This is a genomic window from Nostoc sp. DedQUE08, from assembly GCF_034530895.1.
Classification (GTDB): Bacteria; Cyanobacteriota; Cyanobacteriia; order Cyanobacteriales; family Nostocaceae; genus Nostoc.
The window spans coordinates 13,417-34,955 of record NZ_JAVRCD010000042.1 but is presented as its reverse complement, the minus strand read 5'-3'; the positions used below and the strand labels follow the sequence as shown (position 1 = coordinate 34,955).

Sequence of the window (21,539 nt, the reverse complement as noted above, 5' to 3'; positions counted from 1 at the left end):
CACAACTTAAGTGCGATCGCCAGATACGATTCGTATGTTCTTACTTTGACACTGCGATCGTCAAAAGCTGAAATGGTTACATTTTTTGAAACTAAAAAAATTACACTAGTACTGCACAGCCTAAATGAAACGTTTACGCCGTATTCATTTTGAATTCGGATTGCTTCTCCATAGGATGTTTTTCAGAAACGCGTCAAAATCAAAGAGAAGGATTTTCAGAGAACCTAATGCATTTGTTAGAACCAATCAACTTCTCTTTTCCTCTGCTGGCTAGCGCAACACAAGCCGCAGACAGTTCAATGGTAGTCGAAGCAGTGCTACTAAGCTTAGTAGTCATTTATCTCGCCAGCAAAGTTGGTGGAGAGTTATCAAACCAAGTGGGTTTGCCGCCTGTTTTAGGCGAACTCGTTGGCGGTGTGGTAGTTGGCATCTCTGTTTTCCATCTTTTAGTGTTTCCAGAAGGCGGCACAGACAGTTCTAATTCTTTGATTGTGTCCTTCCTTCAAACCACTGCTGGTTTAACGCCTGAAGCCGCTCCAGCAGTGTTTGCAGCCCAGTCCGAGGTCATTTCCGTTCTGGCAGAATTGGGTGTGATCATTTTGCTGTTTGAAATCGGCTTGGAGTCGAATTTAAAAGATTTAATGGCAGTTGGTATTCAAGCTACTGTTGTCGCAGTAGTTGGGGTAGCAGTACCCTTTGCTGCTGGGACTGTGGGTCTAATGACTTTGTTTGGGATTAGCGCTATACCTGCAATTTTTGCAGGGGCGGCTTTGACTGCTACTAGTATTGGGATGACATCCAAAGTGCTGTCAGAATTGGGGCGGCTCAATTCTAAAGAAGGGCAGATTATTTTGGGTGCTGCGGTAATTGATGACGTACTAGGAATCATCGTTTTAGCGGTAGTTGCCAGTTTAGCTAAAGACGGCGTGGTGGATGTCAGCAAAGTGATTTATTTGATTATCAGTGCCACTGGTTTTATTTTGGGAGCAATCCTACTAGGGAATGTTTTCAATAAGTCCTTTGTAGCGATCGCCGATCAACTCAAAACACGCGGTGGACTAGTAATCCCAGCATTCGTCTTCGCTTTTGCTATGGCATACCTGGCCGCCGTCATCCAATTAGAAGCAATTTTAGGAGCTTTTGCAGCTGGTTTAGTTCTAGAAGAAACAGATAAGCGTAAAGAACTGCAAAGGCAAGTCTGTCCCATTGCCGATATGTTAGTGCCAATTTTCTTTGTGACTGTTGGGGCAAAAACCGATTTGGGAGTTTTAAACCCAGCAATTCCCGACAATCGTGAAGGTCTAATTATGGCAACTTTCCTGATTACAGTAGCCATTCTCGGTAAAGTAATCACAGGTTTAAGCGTGTTTGGTCAACCGGAAATCAACCGTTTAGCGATCGGTGTGGGGATGATTCCTAGAGGCGAGGTTGGGTTAGTGTTTGCTGGTGTCGGCGCTGCCAGTGGCGCTCTCTCGAAACCATTAGGGGCAGCAATTATCATGATGGTTATCTTGACAACCTTTTTAGCTCCTCCATTGTTACGATTTGTGTTTCCAGATCCAAAAACCGTGGACGGAAATTCAGAGCAACTAATTTTAGACGGTTCCTCTGGGACTTCGTTGGTAATTGAACCACCTCAGTCGAGGGTGCCAGCATCAAATGACAGCAGCAATTTGGGAGTAACTCCAGATTCTGGCGATCGTTAATTATTGGGAATGGGGAATGGGGAATGGGGCGTTAGGAGTAATGAGTTAGGAGTTAGGAGTTAGGAGTTAGGAGTTAGGAGTTATTCTCCTCCTGCTCCCCTGCTCCCCTGCTCCCCTGCCCCTCTGCTCCAATTGTGCAGTGGAAACTTCTATCCTCAAATCTCCGTCCCGTGTGATTGTAGAATAATCATTTGTTTATAATTTCTACCAGCATTCAGAATGTTACTTAATTTCTAGTCTCCCTGGGCTTGTGAGCCTTTATCTGAATATTTTCCAGATAATTGGGGAGTAACACCCATAATTTTGCTAGATCGTTTGACAGTAATGGGAATTATTTATTCAGTGCATCGATGGCAGCAAAGAACAAACACTTATCAGTAAACAGCTATCAATTATCAGTTTTCTAGCTTTATTGGGAGTCAGAGTTCTCCACCTGTAAAGGTGGAAGGTTTCGCATGGGGATTTAAACTTAATTTGAAACCCGATCGATGATTTAAGTGTGTCTAAATACTGGCTTAAAAATCAAACAAGGGATTCAGAAGTCAAGTTTAAGTGGTGATGGTGTGATGATTTACCAATGAGTTGAGATATTGACGGCTCCCATGAATGTGAATTAGGAGAAAGGACTGTGAAATTACATTGGTTACTAGCCAGCACTATTGGAACTATCTTCATGCTATCGTCGCCAGCAATGGCCGCGAGACTTGAATCTTGGCGCTTTGATGCCAATCAAAACAGGCTGGAAATTAATACTGTGGGAGCAGTTCAACCCCAAGCACAACTAATTTTCAACCCAACTCGGCTGGTAATTGATTTGCCGGGAACTACATTTGGTCGTCCACAGTTAACCCAACAGGTGGGTGGTGGAATTCGCTCAATTCGTGTTGGACAGTTTGATATCGATACAACACGCATAGTTGTCGAATTGACTCCTGGTTACAGTTTAGACCCGAAACGAGTGAAATTTGTTGGTACAACTGGCGATCGCTGGACGGTGCAATTACCGAAACCAGAAGTCGAAAAAGTAGCTTCATCTCCTAGAAGTGCTTACAGTGTAGTTACCCCAGACTCCGAACGTCAATCTAATATTTCAAGGGTTGCTACTACTACACGAGGGGCAACTCAAATTGAGAGCTTACAGGTAACAGGTGATGGGTTGTTCATTCGTACCAGTGGTGGTAATCCTCCGATTCAGGTAATTCGTAGCCGCGATCGCGCTACCATCTTTCTAGATATCTCTGGTGCATCTTTATCACCACGTCTGACGCAGCAGAGTAATATACCCGTTAACAAACATGGTATTAGCCGCGTCGAATTCACCTCATTGCAAAGCCAACCTCCTGGTGTCCGCCTAACTTTGCGAGTAGATAAAAATAGCCCAGATTGGCGAGCAACTAATAGTAGCGATGGTGGTTTGATTGTTTTACCTAGTCGGGTTGTCAGATTGCCTAGAAGTAATAATTCGGACAATCAGTCAGAAGCCGTTTCCTTTCCCAGTAGAGCATCTACCAATAACTCGCCAGCAACAATTGAATCTGTGCAACTTGCGGATAATGGCAAACAATTGCTAATTAGAGGCAACCAACCTTTATCTGCTACGGGAACCTGGGATAGATCCTTAGGTATTTTCAGAGTCACAATTACCAATGCCAAGTTAGCTCCCAGAGTTATAGGGCCTACTTTTGCTCCCAATAGCCCCATTCTTCGGGTACGTCTGCAACCTCAAGCATCCAATACAGTGGTTGTTTTAGTTCAACCCGCAGGAGGAGTGCAAATTGGGCAACCCCAGCAAATCGGCGACCAGCTTTTGGTACCAATACAAGGTTCTCGGCGAGTTGTCACCCTTCCCGGAAGACCACCCTATGCTTTACCTGGGCTACCACCGCCGAACCGCGGGCCATTCCCAGACCCAAACAATCCAAATCCGCGACCCCTAATACAACCACAGCGCCGAGTTACCAATGGGCGAGTGGTAGTTATTATTGACCCCGGACATGGTGGTAAAGACTCAGGAGCGCTTGGCATAGGTGGGGCGCGCGAAAAAGATGTTATCTTGCCTATTGGTAAAAGGCTAGGTGAGATTTTGCAGCAAAATGGCGTACAGGTTATTATGACGCGGGATTCTGACTATTTTGTTACTCTTCCGGGACGGGTGCAATTAGCAGAGCGAGCTAATGCTGATGTATTTGTTAGCATCCACGCTAATTCCGCAGGTGCGAGTCGTCCCGATGTTAATGGGTTAGAAACGTATTATTACGACAGTGGTTTGGGTCTAGCTCGCATTGTCCATAACAGTATTCTCCAAAGCCTGAATGTCAGAGACAGGGGAGTGCGGCGAGCCAGATTTTATGTCCTCAGAAAAAGTTCTATGCCCTCTATTCTCGTGGAAACGGGTTATATGACTGGTCGACAGGATATGGCTAGGCTCAGAACCTCAGCTTACCAAAATCAAATGGCAGAAGCGATCGCTCGTGGGGTTCTTCAGTATCTAAAGAGAAGATAAGTAATTTAGTCTAAATTTCTAAATTGTTGAGTAAGTACATCTAATCTTTACCATTTTTATCCAATTTAGTAGTAAAACAATTTAAGTATTCTTGCGGCGGAATAAGAGTAGCTTCTTTGTTATTGTCATTTGATACTTTGCAATTCAACAAATTTTGGATTTTAGATTGTCCTGCGGAACGCTATGTGTAGCTTGCTTCTTTGGAAGGTACGGCTACACTCAGTCAAACTATTTTGGATTTGTATCACCTACAACAGGTGGTAGTGTAGCAAGACCCTAGTCTGGCAGAAAACTAAAATCGGGAATCTAAAATCTAAAATTGGCAGTCAAATTTATATAGGCTAATGGCATGGCAAAATCAGAGGAGCGTGCTATATTTTACGCCATTAGCTGTGTCTTAATAACAGCGCAAAACTCAAGTGTGCGCGGTGACGGTGTGAGGATTAGCCAATATGTTGAGATGTTGACGGCTCCCATAAATGTGAATCAGGAGAAAAGACTGTGAAATTACGCTGGTTACTATCCAGTACTATTGGAACCATCTTCATGCTATCGTCGCCGGCAATGGCCGCGAGACTTGAATCTTGGCGTTTTGATGCCAATCAAAACAAGCTGGAAATTAATACTCAAGGGGATGTTCAACCCCAAGCACAATTAATATTTAACCCGACTCGTCTAGTAATTGATTTACCAGGAACCACATTTGGCCGCCCGCAGCTAACCCAACAAGTGGGGGGTGCAATTCGTTCTATTCGTGTTGGGCAGTTTGACGAACAAACAACACGCATAGTGGTTGAACTGACTCCGGGTTATAGTTTAGACCCCAAACGAGTGCAATTTGTAGGTACAACTGGCGATCGCTGGACAGTGCAATTGCCTAGACCAGAAGCGGACAATGTACCTGCAAGAAACACTGAAGGGCAACCAGAACAAGCTATAGTCTCTGATACTTCACCCAGAACATCTACACCAACATTTCCCCCAAGGAATATTTATAATGTGGTAACAAGCGGCTCTGTAAATCCACTGAATACCAGAGCGCTGAACAACAGAATGGTTGTCGCCAAAGTTACTCAAATTGAGAACTTACAAGTCACTGGTGATGGTTTTTTTGTCCGTACCAATGGTGGTAATCCTCAGATTCAGGTAAATCGTAGCAACGATCAAAAAGCAATTAACATCGATATTGCTGGCGCAACTCTATCACCAAGTTTAGAACAGCGAGATTTGTCAATTAATCGCTATGGTGTTAGCCGTATCCAGTTCAGCCAGCTGCAAACTAGTCCATCTGTTGTTCGCCTGACTTTACAAGTAGATGAAAATAGTCCAAATTGGCGAGCAACCACTAGCAGTGTTGGTGGTTTTGTGATTCTACCCAGTCGTGGAGTTGCCCAGTTGCCTGGAAGTAACAGTCCACGTCCCATAGCACCAAGTAACACACCTGCTAGCATTCAGTCTGTACAACTGGCTAATAATGGTACACAACTGCTGATTCGAGCCGACCAAACTTTGTCTGCTACAGGAGGCTGGGATAGAACCTCTGGTCTGTTCCGCATCACTATCAACAATGCTAAGTTAGCTCCGAAAGTCACAGGCCCGACTTTTAATCCTAATAGCCCGATTTTGCGGGTACGCCTGCAACCACAAGAATCCAACACTGTCACCGTCTTGGTTCAACCAGCCGCTGGAGTACAAATTGGGGAACTCAACCAAGTTGGCGACCAGCTTTTAGCTTTAGAATTACGACGTAGTAGCAGCATCACACCACCCATTGCTTTACCTCCTCTGCCATTACCAGACCAAGGACAATTACCAAATCCCATAGATAATCCCCGTCCAATCTCCCAGCCACAGCCACGCCCCTCAGTTCCCAGAGGGAAATTGCTAGTAGTTATTGACCCAGGACATGGTGGAAAAGACTCAGGTGCCCCTGGATTGGGAGGACTTTTAGAAAAGAATGTGATTCTGCCTATTGGGAAAAGGGTAGGAGCAATTTTAGAGCAAAATGGTGTACAAGCGGTACTAACCCGGGATGCCGACTTTTTCGTAGAACTTCAGGGACGGGTAGATATTGCCAAGCGAGTTAATGCGACTTTGTTTGTCAGTATTCACGCTAATTCCGTTGATAATCGCCCTGATGTCAATGGGTTAGAAGTATATTATTTCGATAGTGGTTATGGTCTGGCTGAAGTAGTTCGTAAAACCATTCTCCAGGACATCGGTACTATTAAAGATCGGGGAACTCGCAAAGCGAGATTCTATGTTCTCAGGAAAAGCTCCATGCCTTCGATTTTGGTAGAAACAGGCTATATGACTGGTTACGAGGATAATCCCAGATTGGGAACACCAGAATATCAAAATCGGATGGCAGAAGCGATCGCTCGTGGCATTCTAAAATACTTACAGCAGAGGTAATATAGTACAAATTACTAATTAAAGAGGTGGTATTTAAACTTCTTTGACGCGCAGAATTTAGTAGTCAAATTAGAGATTGTCTGCTAAATTCTGTATTTTAAATCCCAAAACCTAAATATATATCTGCCTGTGTATTCATCTTCCATTTTTGAAGGAAATCTTGACGATTTTTCCGATCGAGAACCCCAACGTGCCCCAATTGGCATCTTTGATAGTGGTGTGGGTGGGCTGACAGTACTGCGACAAATATATCGACAACTCCCCAATGAATCAATTGTTTACTTTGGGGATACAGCTAGACTTCCTTATGGAATTCGTTCCCAAGCAGAAATTTTACGATTTACACGTGAAATTATTACCTGGCTTCAACAGCAGCAAGTAAAAATGGTAATTATGGCTTGCAACACCAGTTCTGCTTTAGCCCTAGAAACCGTGCGTCAAGAATTTAGCATACCCATTTTGGGAGTAATCCTACCGGGTGCAAAAGCTGCGGTGCAGCAAGGAAAGCGGATTGGTGTAATTGCCACTCCAGCTACAGCTAAAAGTAATGCTTATAAGCACGCTATTCTCGAAATTGCTCCCGATGTCCAAGTCTGGCAAGTTGGATGTCCAGAGTTTGTGCCATTGATTGAGCAAAACCGCATTCACGATCCTTACACTGCACAAGTCGCACGAGCCTACCTAGAGCCTTTATTAGAGCAGGAAATTGACACCCTAGTTCACGGCTGTACCCATTATCCCCACCTTACACCAGTACTGCGATCGCTCCTCCCCTCTCAAGTCCAGTTGGTCGATCCAGCTGTTCATGTTGTGGCGGCTTGTGCGCAAGAACTAGACTTACTAGGCTTAAGAAATACTCATCTACCATTACCAACTCGCTTCGCCGTCAGCGGTTGTCCGCAACAGTTTTCTCAGTCAGGAGTGCAGTGGCTAGGCTATACACCAATGGTTGAAGAGGTTTCTTTCACCGATATCGCTATTTCCCAACTCCAATAAAACTAATTAGTCCCTAGTCCTTAGTCATTTATCGAAACAAATGACGAAGGACTAAGGACAAATGACAAATGACTATTGACTATTAACTGATATCTCCTGCTTATGTTTTCCTTTGGTAGATGAAGAGAAACTTGTAGGAACAGTTTTTGTACCCGTTCGCTTCGCCAGTGCTAATAACAGGTAGACTGTGAACAAATATCCAGAGGCTAAAATAAAAATCATCATAGGTATACTTCCGTAAATCATTGTTCTACTAGCACCCTTCTAAACGAATATAAAATTTCATAAAATTAGTAGAACCTCAGCCAAGCAAGTACATTCTTGATGACTGTAGTTTCCTATGGTAAAATTACCTATAGAGATAAAATCCTCTACGGACAAAGAATTTATGACCTAATGCGACTTCTTGCAAACCATAGATCCCACAGCAGTTAGCTTGCCGTTTAGCAATCTAAAACTACGATTCTCAGCGGTCTACTCGATCTGCTTTATTTTTGCTTAAACTGCTGCAATAAAGAGCAATGCTTGCGCTCTACGTGCGCTAAGTACGTGTAGCGGCTTCCCATAGGGATATCACATAGCTCCAAACCAGGAGTTTTACCCATCGTAGGAAAAATTAAAGAATTTATTCCCTTAATCTAACCGACGAATATTTATTTTAGGCTCACAGCACCAATTAAGTAAAATCAACTAGTAGCTGACTTAACTTTTGGGCTGCGAATATCTTACAAAATTTAAAATTCCTATATTTTAGCGTAACACAACGACCCTGAATTTTGAGCTTATTCGGCTGCTAAATTTCAAATTTTTTGAAGAGCTACACCTTAATCTGGAGAAATTTAGCCTTACTCTTTGCGACGAATTTAAATCACTTCATTTTTGTCAATAAGTAATATTGCTTGAATATTTTCAGAACTGTGACGAGAAAGGTGAGATGAGAAACTACTTAACACAATTTAATCTAACATTTTTTTCGTGTACTGAGAATTCTTGTTTTAAGTTAGTTTAAAGTTTGAGCAGCCACTAATTAAGTACAATTGCTTATTGACAAAAATCTTGGCAACCTTAATTATCACCCATAGACTCATAAAAACGGGATTACCTGATGAAAACTTTGCGCTGGCACAGGGTTATCTTAAAATGAGTATAGGATATGTAAACTTTCGTAACCTAAGTCAGAGTCCGCCCATCCATGACCCCAGCCACCTCCCTGTTTACCCCTGTGGAAGCAGACCTGCGACTACTAGCAGATAACCTAAAGCAGCTAGTTGGAAATCGCCACCCCATCCTGTTTATGGCAGCCGAACATCTATTCGGAGCTGGGGGAAAGCGTATCAGACCAGCAATTGTCCTGCTAATATCGCGGGCTACAATGTTAGCTCAAGAGATTACACCGCGTCATCGCCGCCTAGCTGAGATTACAGAAATGATTCACACAGCAAGCTTAGTACATGACGATGTGGTAGATGAATCAGATACGCGGCGAGGCGTTCCTACCGTTCATAGTTTGTTCGGTAATCGCATTGCCATATTAGCAGGAGATTTTCTTTTTGCTCAATCGTCCTGGTATTTAGCAAACTTGGACAATTTGGAGGTGGTAAAACTCCTCTCAGAAGTAATTATGGATTTGGCTACTGGGGAGATCCAGCAGGGATTAAATCGTTTTGATGCTGGCATTTCTATTGATACTTATCTCCAGAAGAGTTATTACAAAACAGCTTCATTAATCGCTAACAGTTCTAAAGCTGCTGGGTTACTCAGTGAAGTCTCACAAGAAACTGTTGAGCATCTGTATAACTACGGTCGTCATTTTGGTATAGCATTTCAAATTGTTGACGACATTCTAGATTTCACCAGTACAGCAGATACCTTGGGTAAACCGGTGGGGTCGGATCTTAAAAGTGGTAATTTAACTGCACCTGTTTTATTTGCTTTAGCCCAAAAACCATCCTTGGAAGTGCTGATTGAACGAAAGTTTGCTCAAGAAGGAGATTTAGAGCAAGCACTAGCATTGATTCAAGATAGTCAAGGTATACAGCAGGCGCGAGAGTTAGCTACTCATCATGCTAAGTTGGCAATTGAACATCTTGCAGTTCTGCCATTCTCAGAATCACACCAGGCATTGATTAACATCGCTGAGTACACACTGAGTCGCCTCTATTAAATCAGTTATCAAAGTTCTCAGGTAGAAAGTGGGGATTTAGATGTAGGTGTGTTGTGGCTTACATAACGTACCGAAAAGCTGAAATGTTGTGTTGTGTTAACGCTTTAATGCACTAAAGCAGTTTTATGTTTAATTCAATCCACTTATTGAACAGCTAGAAAGTGGGGTTTTTATTTGGAGGTTCTTAAGGATTTCCAAAAAATAAATTACTACTTGGGGAGTGAATAGTGTTTGACTGAGCGCTCACTCTAAAGACTTACCCGTTTTTGGTTACTGGGTACTTCACAATCAAAAATGGGATATTTTTTATGTGAAAGTTCTTAAGTATAAAACTCTGCTTCACTAGGAAACTAAAATTTGAAAAGGGAAAATGTTCACTGATAACTATTTTTTAATCAATTTTAGGTTTCATCGAAAGTTGAGTCAATCGTATGGTGTAACGGAAAGAAAAAATTTCTTTTTTCACTGATTTAAAAAACTTTTTTAAAGAAATTTGAGATTTAAAAATTTGGATGTGGGATTGTATCTAAAAAACCCCACATCCAAATTTTTTCTATGCAATATCAGGGGGGATCTGTTTAGGCGATCGCTGTTGTCGTAACTGTTTCTGCATGAGTTTTTCTAGTTCAGTTCGCCGAACTTCGACGGTATGAGTGGTCTTACCCGGCGTCTCCAAAAAAACGATACTATCTACGGGTTCTAATGCCACCAATTGGAACAAAATATGGGTGACAGGAGTAATTTTAGCTAGCATTTGAGGGTCAAGCCCATCAGGGGAAATTAGAGAGACATCCTGTATGGTAGGGAAAGCGTAAATCACACGTTTTTCCAATCCTGGGTTAGCACGATTGCTTAATGTAGTTAAAACCCAGCTTGACTCCGAATTTTGGAGAATATAGTACTGGGAGTAGCGTAATTTTTGAGCGATCGCTCTAAGGGCAGGAGCAATTGCTGCAACAAGGTGTGGTGTCACACCATCGCGGGGTGCATTGTCAATCAGCAATTGAATTTGTGCTTCTAAATCCATAATGACTTGTATACGGCTCCTGGGTAATGGCAATAACATCTATCAAGTGTGAACAATCCCATCAGAATTGGGAATAATAAAATCAGCCATATCCTCAATATAGGATTGGCCTGCGTTTAGCTTATACGTAAAACCAAACTAGCCAATACCCACAGTCCTACAGGTTGTATTTAAGTTAAGTTAGGGTCTTTTGAAAACCGAGACTATGAATTCAGCCGCAACCGCAACTATTCCATCTGCAACTATTCTGGGAGAAAATTCTACAGGCGTGGAGGCGATCTTTCAACTCCTGTCCAAGGAGTTTCAGCAGTCAACCAAAGCTTCGGAACAAAATTGCCACGATGTCGCAACACGTATTACCACCGAAGTCTACCGGATTTGTCATGAGAGTAAACGTATCCAAGCTTCTGGATCTGTAGAAAGCTCGGCGATGACCTTGGCTCGGCATCGGCTGCAACAGTGTCTCAGGTACTATCAGTTGGGTTCAAATCGGGGCAGAGTCGAATTACACAGTACTCTGAGTGCAATTATTTATCGATATATTAATCCTCCTCAGAAGCAATTGAGCTATCAAGGGCGGCTGACGATAATTGAAGATTTTCTCCAAAGTTTTTATTTAGAGGCATTAAATGCTTTCCGGCGAGAAAATCAGCTTGGTGCCACTTATCGCCCTCAGACACTCTTGGAATTGTCCGAGTATATGGCATTTACCGAGCGCTACGGCAAGCGACGCATTCCCTTACCAGGTCGCCAGCAACAGCTAATTATCCTCCGGGCACAAACTTTTTCCCAACAGCAACCTCCAGAAACCAGCGTAGATATAGAACAAGCCGCAGAAGGTAGCAATAATGAAGGTGACGGTTCTTGGGAAGAACCAGCAATTCACCAATTGCGCTCGACAATGGCAACGCAAGCCGAACCCGAACCCGAAGAAGACACCTTGCGCTCCGTTGTGGTTACGGAATTAATGAATTATCTCGAACAACGACAACAATCTGACTGCGCTGATTATTTTTCCCTCCGCCTCCAAGATTTATCAGCACAGGAAATTGAGTCGATTTTAGGTTTAACTCCTCGTCAGAGAGATTATTTGCAGCAGCGCTTTAAGTATCATTTGATTCGCTTCGCCCTGTTGCACCGTTGGGAATTAGTTCACGAGTGGCTGGAAGCTTCTTTACACACAAACTTGGGTTTAACTCCTCAGCAATGGCAAGTATATACAGCACAGCTGGACAATAAGCAACGGTCTTTATTAGAGTTGAAGCAACAAGGACAAGCTGATGAAAAAATAGCAAAAACTTTAGGGCTGTCAATGGCACAACTGCAAAAACGATGGTTTAAGATTCTTGAGCAAGCTTGGGAAATTCGTAACTCATTAGTTTCCGGATCGGGTGCATCTACTCATGAATAGTGACTCAGAATCCTTACAACACCGGTGTCTCGATTGGTTATTGACAGATGATGTCAAAAATAACGAGCGATCGGTAGAATGTGAGGAAAATGACGGGGTAAAAAACCTCCTCAAGGAAGCCACTGCTTCAAAAAGCAGTGAGCCAAAATTAGGAGGAACGCCCCAGACCTTTCAATTGGGAGAAATTCCTACTGTGCAAGATCGTTTTCAAGCTGTCCTTAAGCATCGGCTACAAATCCAAGCCCAAGAACATCCACCGTTGTTTCCTTGGGAAACACAATTAATCGAATATCCTGATTTTGTTGATGAGCCGTCAATGACACTCGTTCCTAGCTGGGGATGGATGGTACAACAGTCAAAGTTGACCTTGCCAACCCGCTTACCGGAAAGAGTTTTCCAGCAATTGCTAGAACAATGTCAGGCTTTAGTGACATCTTCAGTGCCATTGGGGGCAAAATTAGTTCAAGTGGTGGAGAACTTTTTTCCCAATGAGTCTCAAGCACTAAATGATATAGCTGGATTGGTGCTAAGAAGCACTTATCGGTCTGCAAGTACACTGGAGACAATGCCCGCTATTCAGAGCGATTACTCAGATTTACAACCGCGTCAACAGATGGCTTTGTCGTTGCTAGCAGCTAAACAACTGCTGGAAAATCTGACTCTACCAGTTTCAGCAACCAGTCCGGTAGTAGAAAGACAGTGGCTAACCAGTGTTGGTGCTTTGAACATCAGAGTAGAATACCAGTCTCTAGGTAAACTTACGAAGTTGCTTGTTCAAGCTGAGTTACCTGTTAAAGGAACTTTGACGCTGCGGGGAAGTGGCACTTTAGCAATGACAACATCTTCGACTTCGGGATACTTAAATGTAGAGTTAGGCTGCGAGCAACTTAACCCAACTTATACCCTAGAAGTTGAATTTCCAGAAATAGACGAACAGTCGTTGTTGTTTGTGATTAATCCCACGATTTAGTTGAAATTGCCACCGCTAGCACACTATGTCAATCAACGCCGATATATATTAAGAGGATTTTCCTGGTTTTGAAGCTCATCCTATTTTTCAACAAGCGGTCATTAGGGTGTCTACGAGAAGCAGTTATTACAAAGACACAGGGACGCGAGAATATGGGGACATTGGGATATTGAGAAAGTATTTGATTATTTCTCAATTCACCGTATCACCCATTTCTCGTATATCTCCATCTCTACCCCTATCCATAATTAATTTTTTTGACACAGTACTAGGGTAGGCAATTACGTCCCCCGCATTGTGTTTTTTGCATCTACATCATTGCTTCTACTAGACTCAAATGTTTAACTTATCCAGGATGAATCGGTTTTGGCGTATCCCTGTAGGTAGTTTCTGGCGGCAAAATCCGCAGGGGTCGCCTTTGATTGAAGTGGAAGATTCAATTTTATTGCGGGTGCTGGTGCTAGCGTTGGTTATTTTGGGAATTGTGGCGACGGATATTGCCGCTGAGACTTCATTCAGTTTTTGGGCGTTACCCCTGAGTGTTGTGGGTGCAATTTGGAGTTATTATCGTCGCCGCGATCGCAATGTTGCAATTAAATTCTGCATCGCCATTGGAATGTTAGTAGCACTGGGTGCTTTCTTTGGGCGATTAGTCGGAGAGTTGAATGATACGCGGTTGGGTTTGGCAGAGTTATTAATTCAACTCCAGGTGTTACACAGCTTTGATACACCGCGCCGGAAAAATTTGGGCTATTCGATTGTGATCGGACTGATTTTATTGGGTGTAGCAGCAACCCTAAGTCAGACTTTAGCATTTGCACCTGTGTTGCTGTTATTTTTAGCGATCGCTCTGCCAACTTTAGTACTAGATTACCGCTCGCGCTTGGGTTTGCAGCCATTAAAAACTCAAAAGGAAAAATTCAATCAGAAGAATTCCTCAAGTCTTAATTTTAAATTTTTAATTCTAACTTTTTTACTAATTGTCGGTCTGGGGCTGGCAATTTTTGCTGTTTTACCCAGATTTCCTGGTTATCAATTACGGAATTTTCCTGTAAGTTCTGCTATTCAAGTAAAAAGTAATTTCACAGGTCGTAGTATCATTAATCCCGGTTATGTCCGTCAAGGGAAAGGTGAGAATCAAGGCAGTGGTAGCGGTGGTACGGGACAAAATAAAACTGGTCAACCAGGTAAAGTAGATAATAATTTTTATTACGGTTTTAATAGCCAAATGAATCAAAACCTGCGGGGCGAGATGAAACCCAAGGTTGTCATGCGGGTGCGATCGCAAGCTGAGGGTTTTTGGCGAGTATTAGGATTCGATCGCTATACAAGTAAGGGATGGGAGGTTTCTCGGAATGAAAATGTTACAACTATCAGGCGATCGCCTTGGTCTTACCAAATTTTTATTCCCCCATCTGTACTCACTGCTAAAACCCAAGAGGTCGTACAAACTTATACAGTGGTATCGGATTTGCCTAACCTAATTCCAGCGATGGCTAATCCCAAGGAAGTTTATTTTCCAGCACCAGTGATCGCTCTTGATAAAGAAGACGGATTGCGATCGCCTGTAGAATTATCAGAAGGATTCACCTACACAGTAGTTTCAGAAGTACCATATCGCGATCGCACTAAATTAGGTGAAGCTTCTACTAAATATCCAGAACAAATTAAAAAGCATTATCTACAAATTCCTCCCGAAATTGCCGAAAAAGTCCGGCAACGTAGCGAAGAAATCCTCGCTAACTATAATCAAGAAAAAGTCGCAAAGTCTGCTAAAAGCCTGGATTCACCCTACGAAAAGGCTCTCTATTTAGCTCAATATTTAAAGCAACGCTACTCTGTTCCCCAAAATCCCTTAGAACTACCTTATTTGAGTGAAAAAGAAGACTTGGTAGAAACTTTTTTGTTTAAGCAAAAAGGAGGCTATCCAGACCATTTCTCTACAGTTCTCACAATAATGTTGCGTTCCATTGGTATCCCAGCGCGGTTGGTAGCAGGGTTTAGTGCGGGAGAGTTTAATCCATTTACAGGGTTATATGTTGTCCGTAATACTGACGCTTATGCGATGACGGAAGTGTATTTTCCGAAATATGGTTGGTTTGCCTTTGACCCTATTCCCAATCATCCTCTGATACCACCTTCAATTGAAGACACTCAAACTTTTAGTGTGTTACGCCAATTGTGGCATTGGGTTGCTGGCTGGCTACCTTCTCCGCTGACAGGTTGGTTGAATAATGTATTTGAGACAATATTGAGTTGGGTGATTAGAGCGATCGCTTGGTTTTTAGCTTTATTCTCTCAAGGCTGGTTCGGCGTATTAACTGGCTTAATTGTGGGGACTACAACGGCTTTCTTCGCTTGGCTGGGTTGGGGTCAGTGGCGACAGTGGCGCAACCGCCGATGGTTAAAGAAATTGCCAGCGATGGAGAACCTTTATCAACAAATGTTGCAATGGACAACCCAAAAAGGTTTAGGCAAACATCCAGCACAAACACCTTTAGAGTATGCCAGAGTCTCATACCAGCATCATACTCTAGCAACTGCTGAGGTCATAGATGAAATTTGTCAAGCTTATGTTAGTTGGCGTTATGGCGGTCATACACCTAACTTGCAGCAACTGCGACAAAGATGGCAAAGTCTTAAAAAGACTGCTAAGTAACTCATTGATAAATAATATAAAAAGGTTGTCCATTAAGAAACCTTGGTAGCAAATAACACGGAAGTGAAGCAAACCTAAAATTGTAAATTACTAAGTAATGAGTGTCTATCCACCTGAGGAATTTCAAGTTAATCGTTTTGACGTTACTCCAGAACAATTAAATAAATTTCTTTTTCTTGTATTTAGAAGTTGTGATGAGACAGAAATCGATGTTTTTTTGAGAGTAAATCCGGAAATACTAGCATTTGTTTCTGTTTTCTTTTTAACAGGGCATCACAACGCTTGGGTTATTCCTCAACAGCTTATTCGTCCGCGTGTTGGCTCACAAACAAAAGGTTTGAAACCTGATTACTTATTTGCAGGAGAGAACTCGGATGGAATTACATGGTGGGTTCTAGAGTTAAAAGGAGCAAATGAGACTATTTGGATTGAAGATAAGAACGGTGATTTCAGGTTTGGAGATGCAGCGAATAGAGGAATTAATCAGCTTACAAGATACATTGACTATTGCACTACTAATCAAGAAACAATCAGAAGTGCGTATGGAATAACTACATTTACAGAACCAAAAGGTGTTTTAATCATTGGAAGGGAGCATGAGTTTAAAAATAATGAAGAAAAACGAAGATTAAAAGCACGTCATTAGGACTTACGCATCGTACATAAGTACTAAACACAATTTGGGTATTTTAGCCATGTTTTGCATCCAGCGATCGCAAATGTCGGAATAAATCAGGGTTATCTGAAGCCTCTGAAAAGACTAAATACCGTAATACACGTTTTGGTTGATTTGTATAGTGCGTAAGTCCTAGTCATAATAAAAATAATCCTCATCTTCAAATCCGAACCTACGATGCTCTGATTCGCAAAATAGCTGAGGCTGGGCAGATTTATTACAAGCTACCTTGGTTACAGAAACTACAAATAAACTTATTGACTACTAAACCTGGGGATGATGTACAGTATTATGTAATAGAAACTGATATAGATGAAGAAAATTCGCCATTTTAAATGAGCATGAGGCTAACTTTGCTTTAACAGTAATTTTCTAAAACGTTAAATCGTGTATTGTCTCATTAATTACCTCAAGATAGCTCTACTTTAAACATTGGAAGAACTTAGCCTCGTATCTACATCAAATTGCCTGAGGAGTAGCGACATAAACCGTGGTAAAACACACCTGCACCAACCAATAGCACGGTAGTTGACCCAGCCACAGATAGTACAGAATGAATCAAAGCTAGCGATCGCAATGCCTCAATCGGCAAATAAGTCACAAATCCAACTGGAATCAACTTGTACAGCAGCAGTTTCACTGTTTTCTCAAACAAAGTCGCTGAATAGGTAATGAAGGTAAGCATGGCATTTCGCCACTGTTGTGTCAGTCCTTCGGAATTGCCCAGATAAAAGCTGAGGCTACCTGTCAAAATATTAAAGCTGACAAACAATGTCGCCACTGAAAACTGTCAATCCAGTGAACAACCCCAAATGCACAGCATCAGGGCTTGACAAAAAACAAATAAATCCCATATCCAAAAAGCCATTCTGCTAAGTGTGCATCTCCATAAATCTAGCTATTGCTAGATGCTGAAATTCTCTCAAAGGCTATAATTTACATCTGTTGCACCGAGAGATTAACTTGTGGATGTCATATTAGAACGATCGCACGAATTAAAACAAGCCTTAGTTGATTTTGTCCTTGATGCTGAAGGCGAACTGGCACAAGCGCTGGAAACTTATGCAGCAGAACAGTTGCGCCGTGGAAGTGGTGATAATACACAGCAGGATTTAACCATCGATAGCTTTTTGACAGCCGGGAAAGTCGGTGATAAGTCTCCTTTAGAGTTATTTATCGAAAGCCATCCAGATTTAGCAGAAAGCGATCGCAGCCTAATTAACAGTTGGCATCATACTTTTATTGGCTTATTTGCCATTAATAATATTGTACCTGATGGCTTTGAATTGACAAACTGGTTGACAGATAAACGCTACATCGTCAAGCCAAACAATACCCAAACATTACAGGCAATATCTCGGTTGAAAGTTGGAGAAATCTTGCTAACTCGCATTTCTCCCGTTACCGATAGCTACTGGACGTTTTCTGGCCCCTACACAATCATGGGTAAATTAGGTAAACCAAAACTTGCCGTAGCAATTGGTAATTTCAAAGAAAACTATAAAAGTAATCTTTACAGCGATGCTCCAGACTTGCTAGAAGAAGCTTGGCAGTCAGTAGAAAAATATCATCAGCAGTTTGTGGACTTTTTTGGCACTGATGAAATCACACTACCTGGATACCAGCTTAATAAAAAAATAGCGGAGCTTCAAGAAGTAATTACTGAAAAAACCTTTGCAGCCGCAGGAATTGATACTTCTAAATCTCTTGCGGAAGTAGCAGAAGCAGCTGGAATTGGCGATGAGGAAATAAAAGCAGCTGCACAAGAATTTGGTGCAGATTCCAACATAGTCTCTGAGATGTTTAACAACAAAAGCAGCAAGAGCAAAATGGTGATGCCAAAGGTTGATTTACCTGCTGAACTCAAGAAAGCAGAACAGGTAACGGCTCTTTCTCATCCCCGTTGGGGACAAATGTTTTTACCAACCTATAGTAAAGTACAAGCAATCTTGTCGGCAGAGGACTGGCAAAGTGTTCAAGGGGCAGAAAAACTAATTCGCTACTACCTCGAAGATAAAAGTATTAATGCTTTTATTTGGCATCGATTGGCGCAACAGTATCCAACTCAATTAGAAAAGGTGTTGCAAACATTTTTGCAACGTCCATTTAGGCTTGAAAGTGACTTGGATACACTTTTGCAAGAATTCCACAAACCGATTGAGCCAGAGTTGCCAGACATTGCCAGTGTACCCATACATTTGCATAACTTATTTCAGGAAGCTTTAGGAGAAGTTAGCAAATCTAAGCCCAAGGGTAAAGGGCAACAAAAGCCAGCAAAGGGTTTTCAACGAAGCTAACAAATATATCCAACATTTTACCCTACTCACTTAGGGTTCTATGGTTTCCTTTCTTAAAATCGTTTTTAGGAGTGTATAGCTAGCTGTGCGCTCCCATAGAGTATTGTGTGAAATCAGTATCAAAAACGAGATTGAGGCTGGCTAGTTATATTTACAGATCGGTAGATAACAAATGAACAATCTCATCTACAATTTCTTCTGGACTCTCAAGCTTGACTAGAAATCGATTAAAACCAGCATTCAAAGCCTTATAGCTTGAGACTTCCCGTGTATAAGAAGTGATAGCGATCGCAGGTAACTGTCTTAAAAATTGGCGAGAATGCACTCGAATTTGCTCAATTAACCAATTTCCATCATGTTCGGGCAATTTCATATTGCACAGCAGAATATCGGGATGAAGCGATTCAACTAAGGCAAGAGCTTCTTCTGCATCAGTTAAAGCCATCACCTCTGCACCGGCTGCTTCCAAAATGAAGATGAGTAAGTCTGCAATATCTGGCTCATCCTCTACCAGTAAAATCAAGATTCCAACAAGCGGCTGGAGCGAATTTAATTCAGTTTCTTGATTCATTTTTTGATCTGTTGTCATGCCGTCCTTTTATTTCCTGCTAAAGTCTGCTATTTCTATTGCAGTGTATGCAGCGGAATAAGTATTCACCCTAAATATAGAAACTTGGGGTGAAAAGCTCTAGAACAGGCTTTAATTATTTTTTGGTAACAGGTAATTAGAAAAAAGTCCTTACCCATTACTCATGACTCATTACCGAGGTTCAGCCTGAGTTGAAACTGTTAATACCTGCGGTGGTGTAGCATCCGGTGGATAAAGAAAGTCTACTTCTACCAAAGAGCGATCGCCAGCTTTCATCTTTAATAAAACTAACGGTTCCCCTGGTTGACCTCTTTTTTGTACTAAATGCACAAACTGAGTTTGCGGCTGATTTTGGTCATTTTTGTAACGTACTCGCACTGTCCCTCGAAAGAATACTTGAGGAGCGGGTGTACTCAGAAAGCGTAACCCTGGTTTGACTAACCGATCTTCCTTGAGTGGTGTTTGTATCGACACACTAACAGTTTGAGGACTTTGAGTATTGTTGTATAACGGCAACTTCAGATTATATTGAATTCCATAGTTGCCATGAGCGCGATATGCGGTATCAGGATAGCGCACCAGCATAGGCGCACTTTGAATTTGACCAGTTCCTAATGTACCGCCATGCAGGGTACTCAGAGCGTAGGAAAACACTTGACCAGGCTGGGGAATGGTTAGATATCTAGCTTTAGGATTATCTACTAATAAGGCTCTCCATCGCGAACCACCAACCACTCCCGCAACACGCCCATAAATTCTTGGTTTGCCAGTTTCCTCTAAGGGAGTAGGAATTTTATCTCGTGGCCCAGCTAAATCACCATTATCTAGTAAATTCTGCCACTTTTCTAAGGTAGGCGATCGCTCGCTGCCATCAGGATTCTCCCGTGCAAACATCGCTAGGCTAGCTGCATAGACAGTGCCATCACTTTGCAGTCGTATGAATGTAGACCGACCATTTAAAGGTGGTGTCAATCCCTGTACAGGAATTGGTAAATTGAGTAACATCCGACTTTGCTTTGGTGGAATCTCAATTTGGGCAGGAAAAATCTCTTGTCGTACTCCCCGAAGCACATCAGACATGACGCGATCGCCTGGCCCGGCAAAAATTTTACCTAAAAGATTTTGACTAAAAGATGGTAACTGAATAAATGGTGCATCCGGTTGACTTAAATAACTCGCCGCCTGCCAAATATTTACTTTCACTGGTTCCAAACTAGGGTTATGCAAAATTATCCCTAAATATAGAGAACGCAAATTCTCTGGTGGTTCAGCCTTCGCAACGTGATGGGCAAAAATATCAAATCGTCCCCGAAAGGGAAAATTCAGATGCGCTGTTGGCACTTTTTTCCCATCTGGTGGAAAGGTGGAAAGTAAAATCCCTTCTTTCAAAACCAATTCTGGACTATTGCTGTTAAAGGTTGGCACTGTATCCAATTGACCTGGTAAAGGACGTACTTCTTGTGGTTGTACGACTTCTTCAGGTGGTAGCTTGGCAGGAGTTGATTGGGCAATTGGAAAAATTAGTAACAATGGCAACATATACTTAGATATTTCTTTCACCATACAGACATTAACAACTTGATGAAAGTGCCAGTTTGTTAATAATTAATACGAAATCGGCAATAATACCCATCAAATTTTCTTGATTGAGAACCGGAACGTGGACAAAAATACAACGTGCTGTGAGTTTATTTTGGCTTAAGTAGTCCAACACTGAATAGTAAAGACCTTCACAGACAAATTTTCCACAGTCATAGCTAATCTGAATTTTTGCTGCTCCCGCCACTAATTTTTCTAAATCAACTTCTGTCTGCAAAACAATTTCTCCACAGCTAGCAACTGCTTCCACACTTAATTGTGTACGGCTTGCAGCCATGCCACAACAGATGATGTAATCAGGTTGGATTGCCTTGATTTTTTCCATTACCTGAGTACTAGCAAGTTGCACATCTACGGGTAACTGGCGTAAAAAAGTTAAGTCATGTGGTATCAACTCAAGTTTGCTCACTTCAAGTAATAAATCATCAGAAGAATTTGACTGTTGATCTTTTAGCCAAATGTCAAAAGAAGTTAATAGAATTCTTTTCTTCATAACAAATATTATTTAGAATAGAAAAACCCTCCAT

16 protein-coding genes are annotated in these 21,539 nt (G+C 42.0%); 10 read left to right on the top strand and 6 right to left on the bottom strand.

What is annotated here, in order from left to right; all coding sequences use genetic code 11:
• Positions 1 to 227: 227 nt before the first annotated feature.
• The 4 genes from RMY64_RS24585 (at position 228) to murI (ending at position 7,620) form a co-directional block, all read left to right on the top strand.
• The gene (locus tag RMY64_RS24585) at positions 228 to 1,706 is read left to right on the top strand and encodes a cation:proton antiporter (protein WP_322674238.1); all 1,479 of its coding nucleotides are present in this window, start codon (positions 228 to 230) and stop codon (positions 1,704 to 1,706) included.
• Positions 1,707 to 2,334: 628 nt separating this feature from the next.
• Complete coding sequence (locus RMY64_RS24580; RefSeq protein WP_322682947.1) at positions 2,335 to 4,209, top strand: N-acetylmuramoyl-L-alanine amidase; 1,875 nt, start codon at positions 2,335 to 2,337, stop codon at positions 4,207 to 4,209.
• Positions 4,210 to 4,710: 501 nt separating this feature from the next.
• A complete protein-coding gene (locus RMY64_RS24575; protein ID WP_322701373.1) occupies positions 4,711 to 6,624 on the top strand; it encodes an N-acetylmuramoyl-L-alanine amidase in 1,914 nt (637 codons plus the stop codon).
• Between the two features lie 129 nt (positions 6,625 to 6,753).
• On the top strand, positions 6,754 to 7,620 hold the full coding sequence (gene murI, locus RMY64_RS24570) for a glutamate racemase (RefSeq protein WP_322701372.1): 867 nt from the start codon (positions 6,754 to 6,756) through the stop codon (positions 7,618 to 7,620).
• A 72-nt stretch (positions 7,621 to 7,692) separates the two neighbouring features.
• Here the strand turns inward: murI and RMY64_RS24565 are convergent, their stop codons facing one another.
• Positions 7,693 to 7,845, bottom strand: a complete 153-nt coding sequence (locus RMY64_RS24565; protein WP_322690443.1) for a hypothetical protein — start codon at positions 7,843 to 7,845, stop codon at positions 7,693 to 7,695.
• 967 nt (positions 7,846 to 8,812) lie between these two features.
• Here RMY64_RS24565 and sds point away from each other — a divergent pair.
• On the top strand, positions 8,813 to 9,784 hold the full coding sequence (gene sds / locus RMY64_RS24560; RefSeq protein WP_322674234.1) for a solanesyl diphosphate synthase: 972 nt from the start codon (positions 8,813 to 8,815) through the stop codon (positions 9,782 to 9,784).
• A 553-nt stretch (positions 9,785 to 10,337) separates the two neighbouring features.
• Here sds and RMY64_RS24555 read toward each other — a convergent pair.
• Entirely contained in the window at positions 10,338 to 10,811 is a 474-nt protein-coding gene (locus tag RMY64_RS24555) for a hypothetical protein (protein WP_322674233.1), read from the bottom strand.
• Positions 10,812 to 11,016: 205 nt separating this feature from the next.
• Here RMY64_RS24555 and hetZ point away from each other — a divergent pair, with 205 nt between their 5' ends.
• From hetZ to RMY64_RS24535, 4 genes are all read left to right on the top strand, one after another.
• Positions 11,017 to 12,222 (top strand): heterocyst differentiation protein HetZ, encoded by a 1,206-nt coding sequence (hetZ, locus tag RMY64_RS24550; protein ID WP_322701371.1) that lies wholly within the window; start codon positions 11,017 to 11,019, stop codon positions 12,220 to 12,222.
• Positions 12,215 to 13,192: a PatU gene (locus tag RMY64_RS24545; RefSeq protein WP_322701370.1), complete on the top strand. Its 978-nt coding sequence runs from the start codon at positions 12,215 to 12,217 to the stop codon at positions 13,190 to 13,192. Before hetZ ends, RMY64_RS24545 begins: the two co-directional genes overlap by 8 nt.
• Before the next feature lie 355 nt (positions 13,193 to 13,547).
• Positions 13,548 to 15,851: a DUF3488 and DUF4129 domain-containing transglutaminase family protein gene (locus tag RMY64_RS24540; protein WP_322701369.1), complete on the top strand. Its 2,304-nt coding sequence runs from the start codon at positions 13,548 to 13,550 to the stop codon at positions 15,849 to 15,851.
• A 97-nt stretch (positions 15,852 to 15,948) separates the two neighbouring features.
• Entirely contained in the window at positions 15,949 to 16,497 is a 549-nt protein-coding gene (locus RMY64_RS24535; protein WP_322701368.1) for a Shedu anti-phage system protein SduA domain-containing protein, read from the top strand.
• 484 nt (positions 16,498 to 16,981) lie between these two features.
• Here RMY64_RS24535 and RMY64_RS24530 read toward each other — a convergent pair whose 3' ends face one another.
• Complete coding sequence (locus RMY64_RS24530; protein ID WP_322701367.1) at positions 16,982 to 17,308, bottom strand: ABC-2 family transporter protein; 327 nt, start codon at positions 17,306 to 17,308, stop codon at positions 16,982 to 16,984.
• 184 nt (positions 17,309 to 17,492) lie between these two features.
• On the opposite strand from RMY64_RS24530, the gene RMY64_RS24525 reads away from it, so the two are divergent.
• A complete protein-coding gene (locus tag RMY64_RS24525; RefSeq protein ID WP_322701366.1) occupies positions 17,493 to 18,824 on the top strand; it encodes a hypothetical protein in 1,332 nt (443 codons plus the stop codon).
• A 151-nt stretch (positions 18,825 to 18,975) separates the two neighbouring features.
• Here RMY64_RS24525 and RMY64_RS24520 read toward each other — a convergent pair whose 3' ends face one another.
• The 3 genes from RMY64_RS24520 to RMY64_RS24510 all read right to left on the bottom strand — a co-directional run bounded on the left by RMY64_RS24520 (position 18,976) and on the right by RMY64_RS24510 (position 21,505).
• Positions 18,976 to 19,413, bottom strand: a complete 438-nt coding sequence (locus tag RMY64_RS24520; protein WP_322701365.1) for a response regulator — start codon at positions 19,411 to 19,413, stop codon at positions 18,976 to 18,978.
• 171 nt (positions 19,414 to 19,584) lie between these two features.
• Entirely contained in the window at positions 19,585 to 20,952 is a 1,368-nt protein-coding gene (locus tag RMY64_RS24515) for a DUF3370 domain-containing protein (protein ID WP_322701391.1), read from the bottom strand.
• A gap of 31 nt (positions 20,953 to 20,983) precedes the next feature.
• On the bottom strand, positions 20,984 to 21,505 hold the full coding sequence (locus RMY64_RS24510) for a peptidase C15 (RefSeq protein ID WP_322682957.1): 522 nt from the start codon (positions 21,503 to 21,505) through the stop codon (positions 20,984 to 20,986).
• Positions 21,506 to 21,539 lie beyond the last annotated feature (34 nt).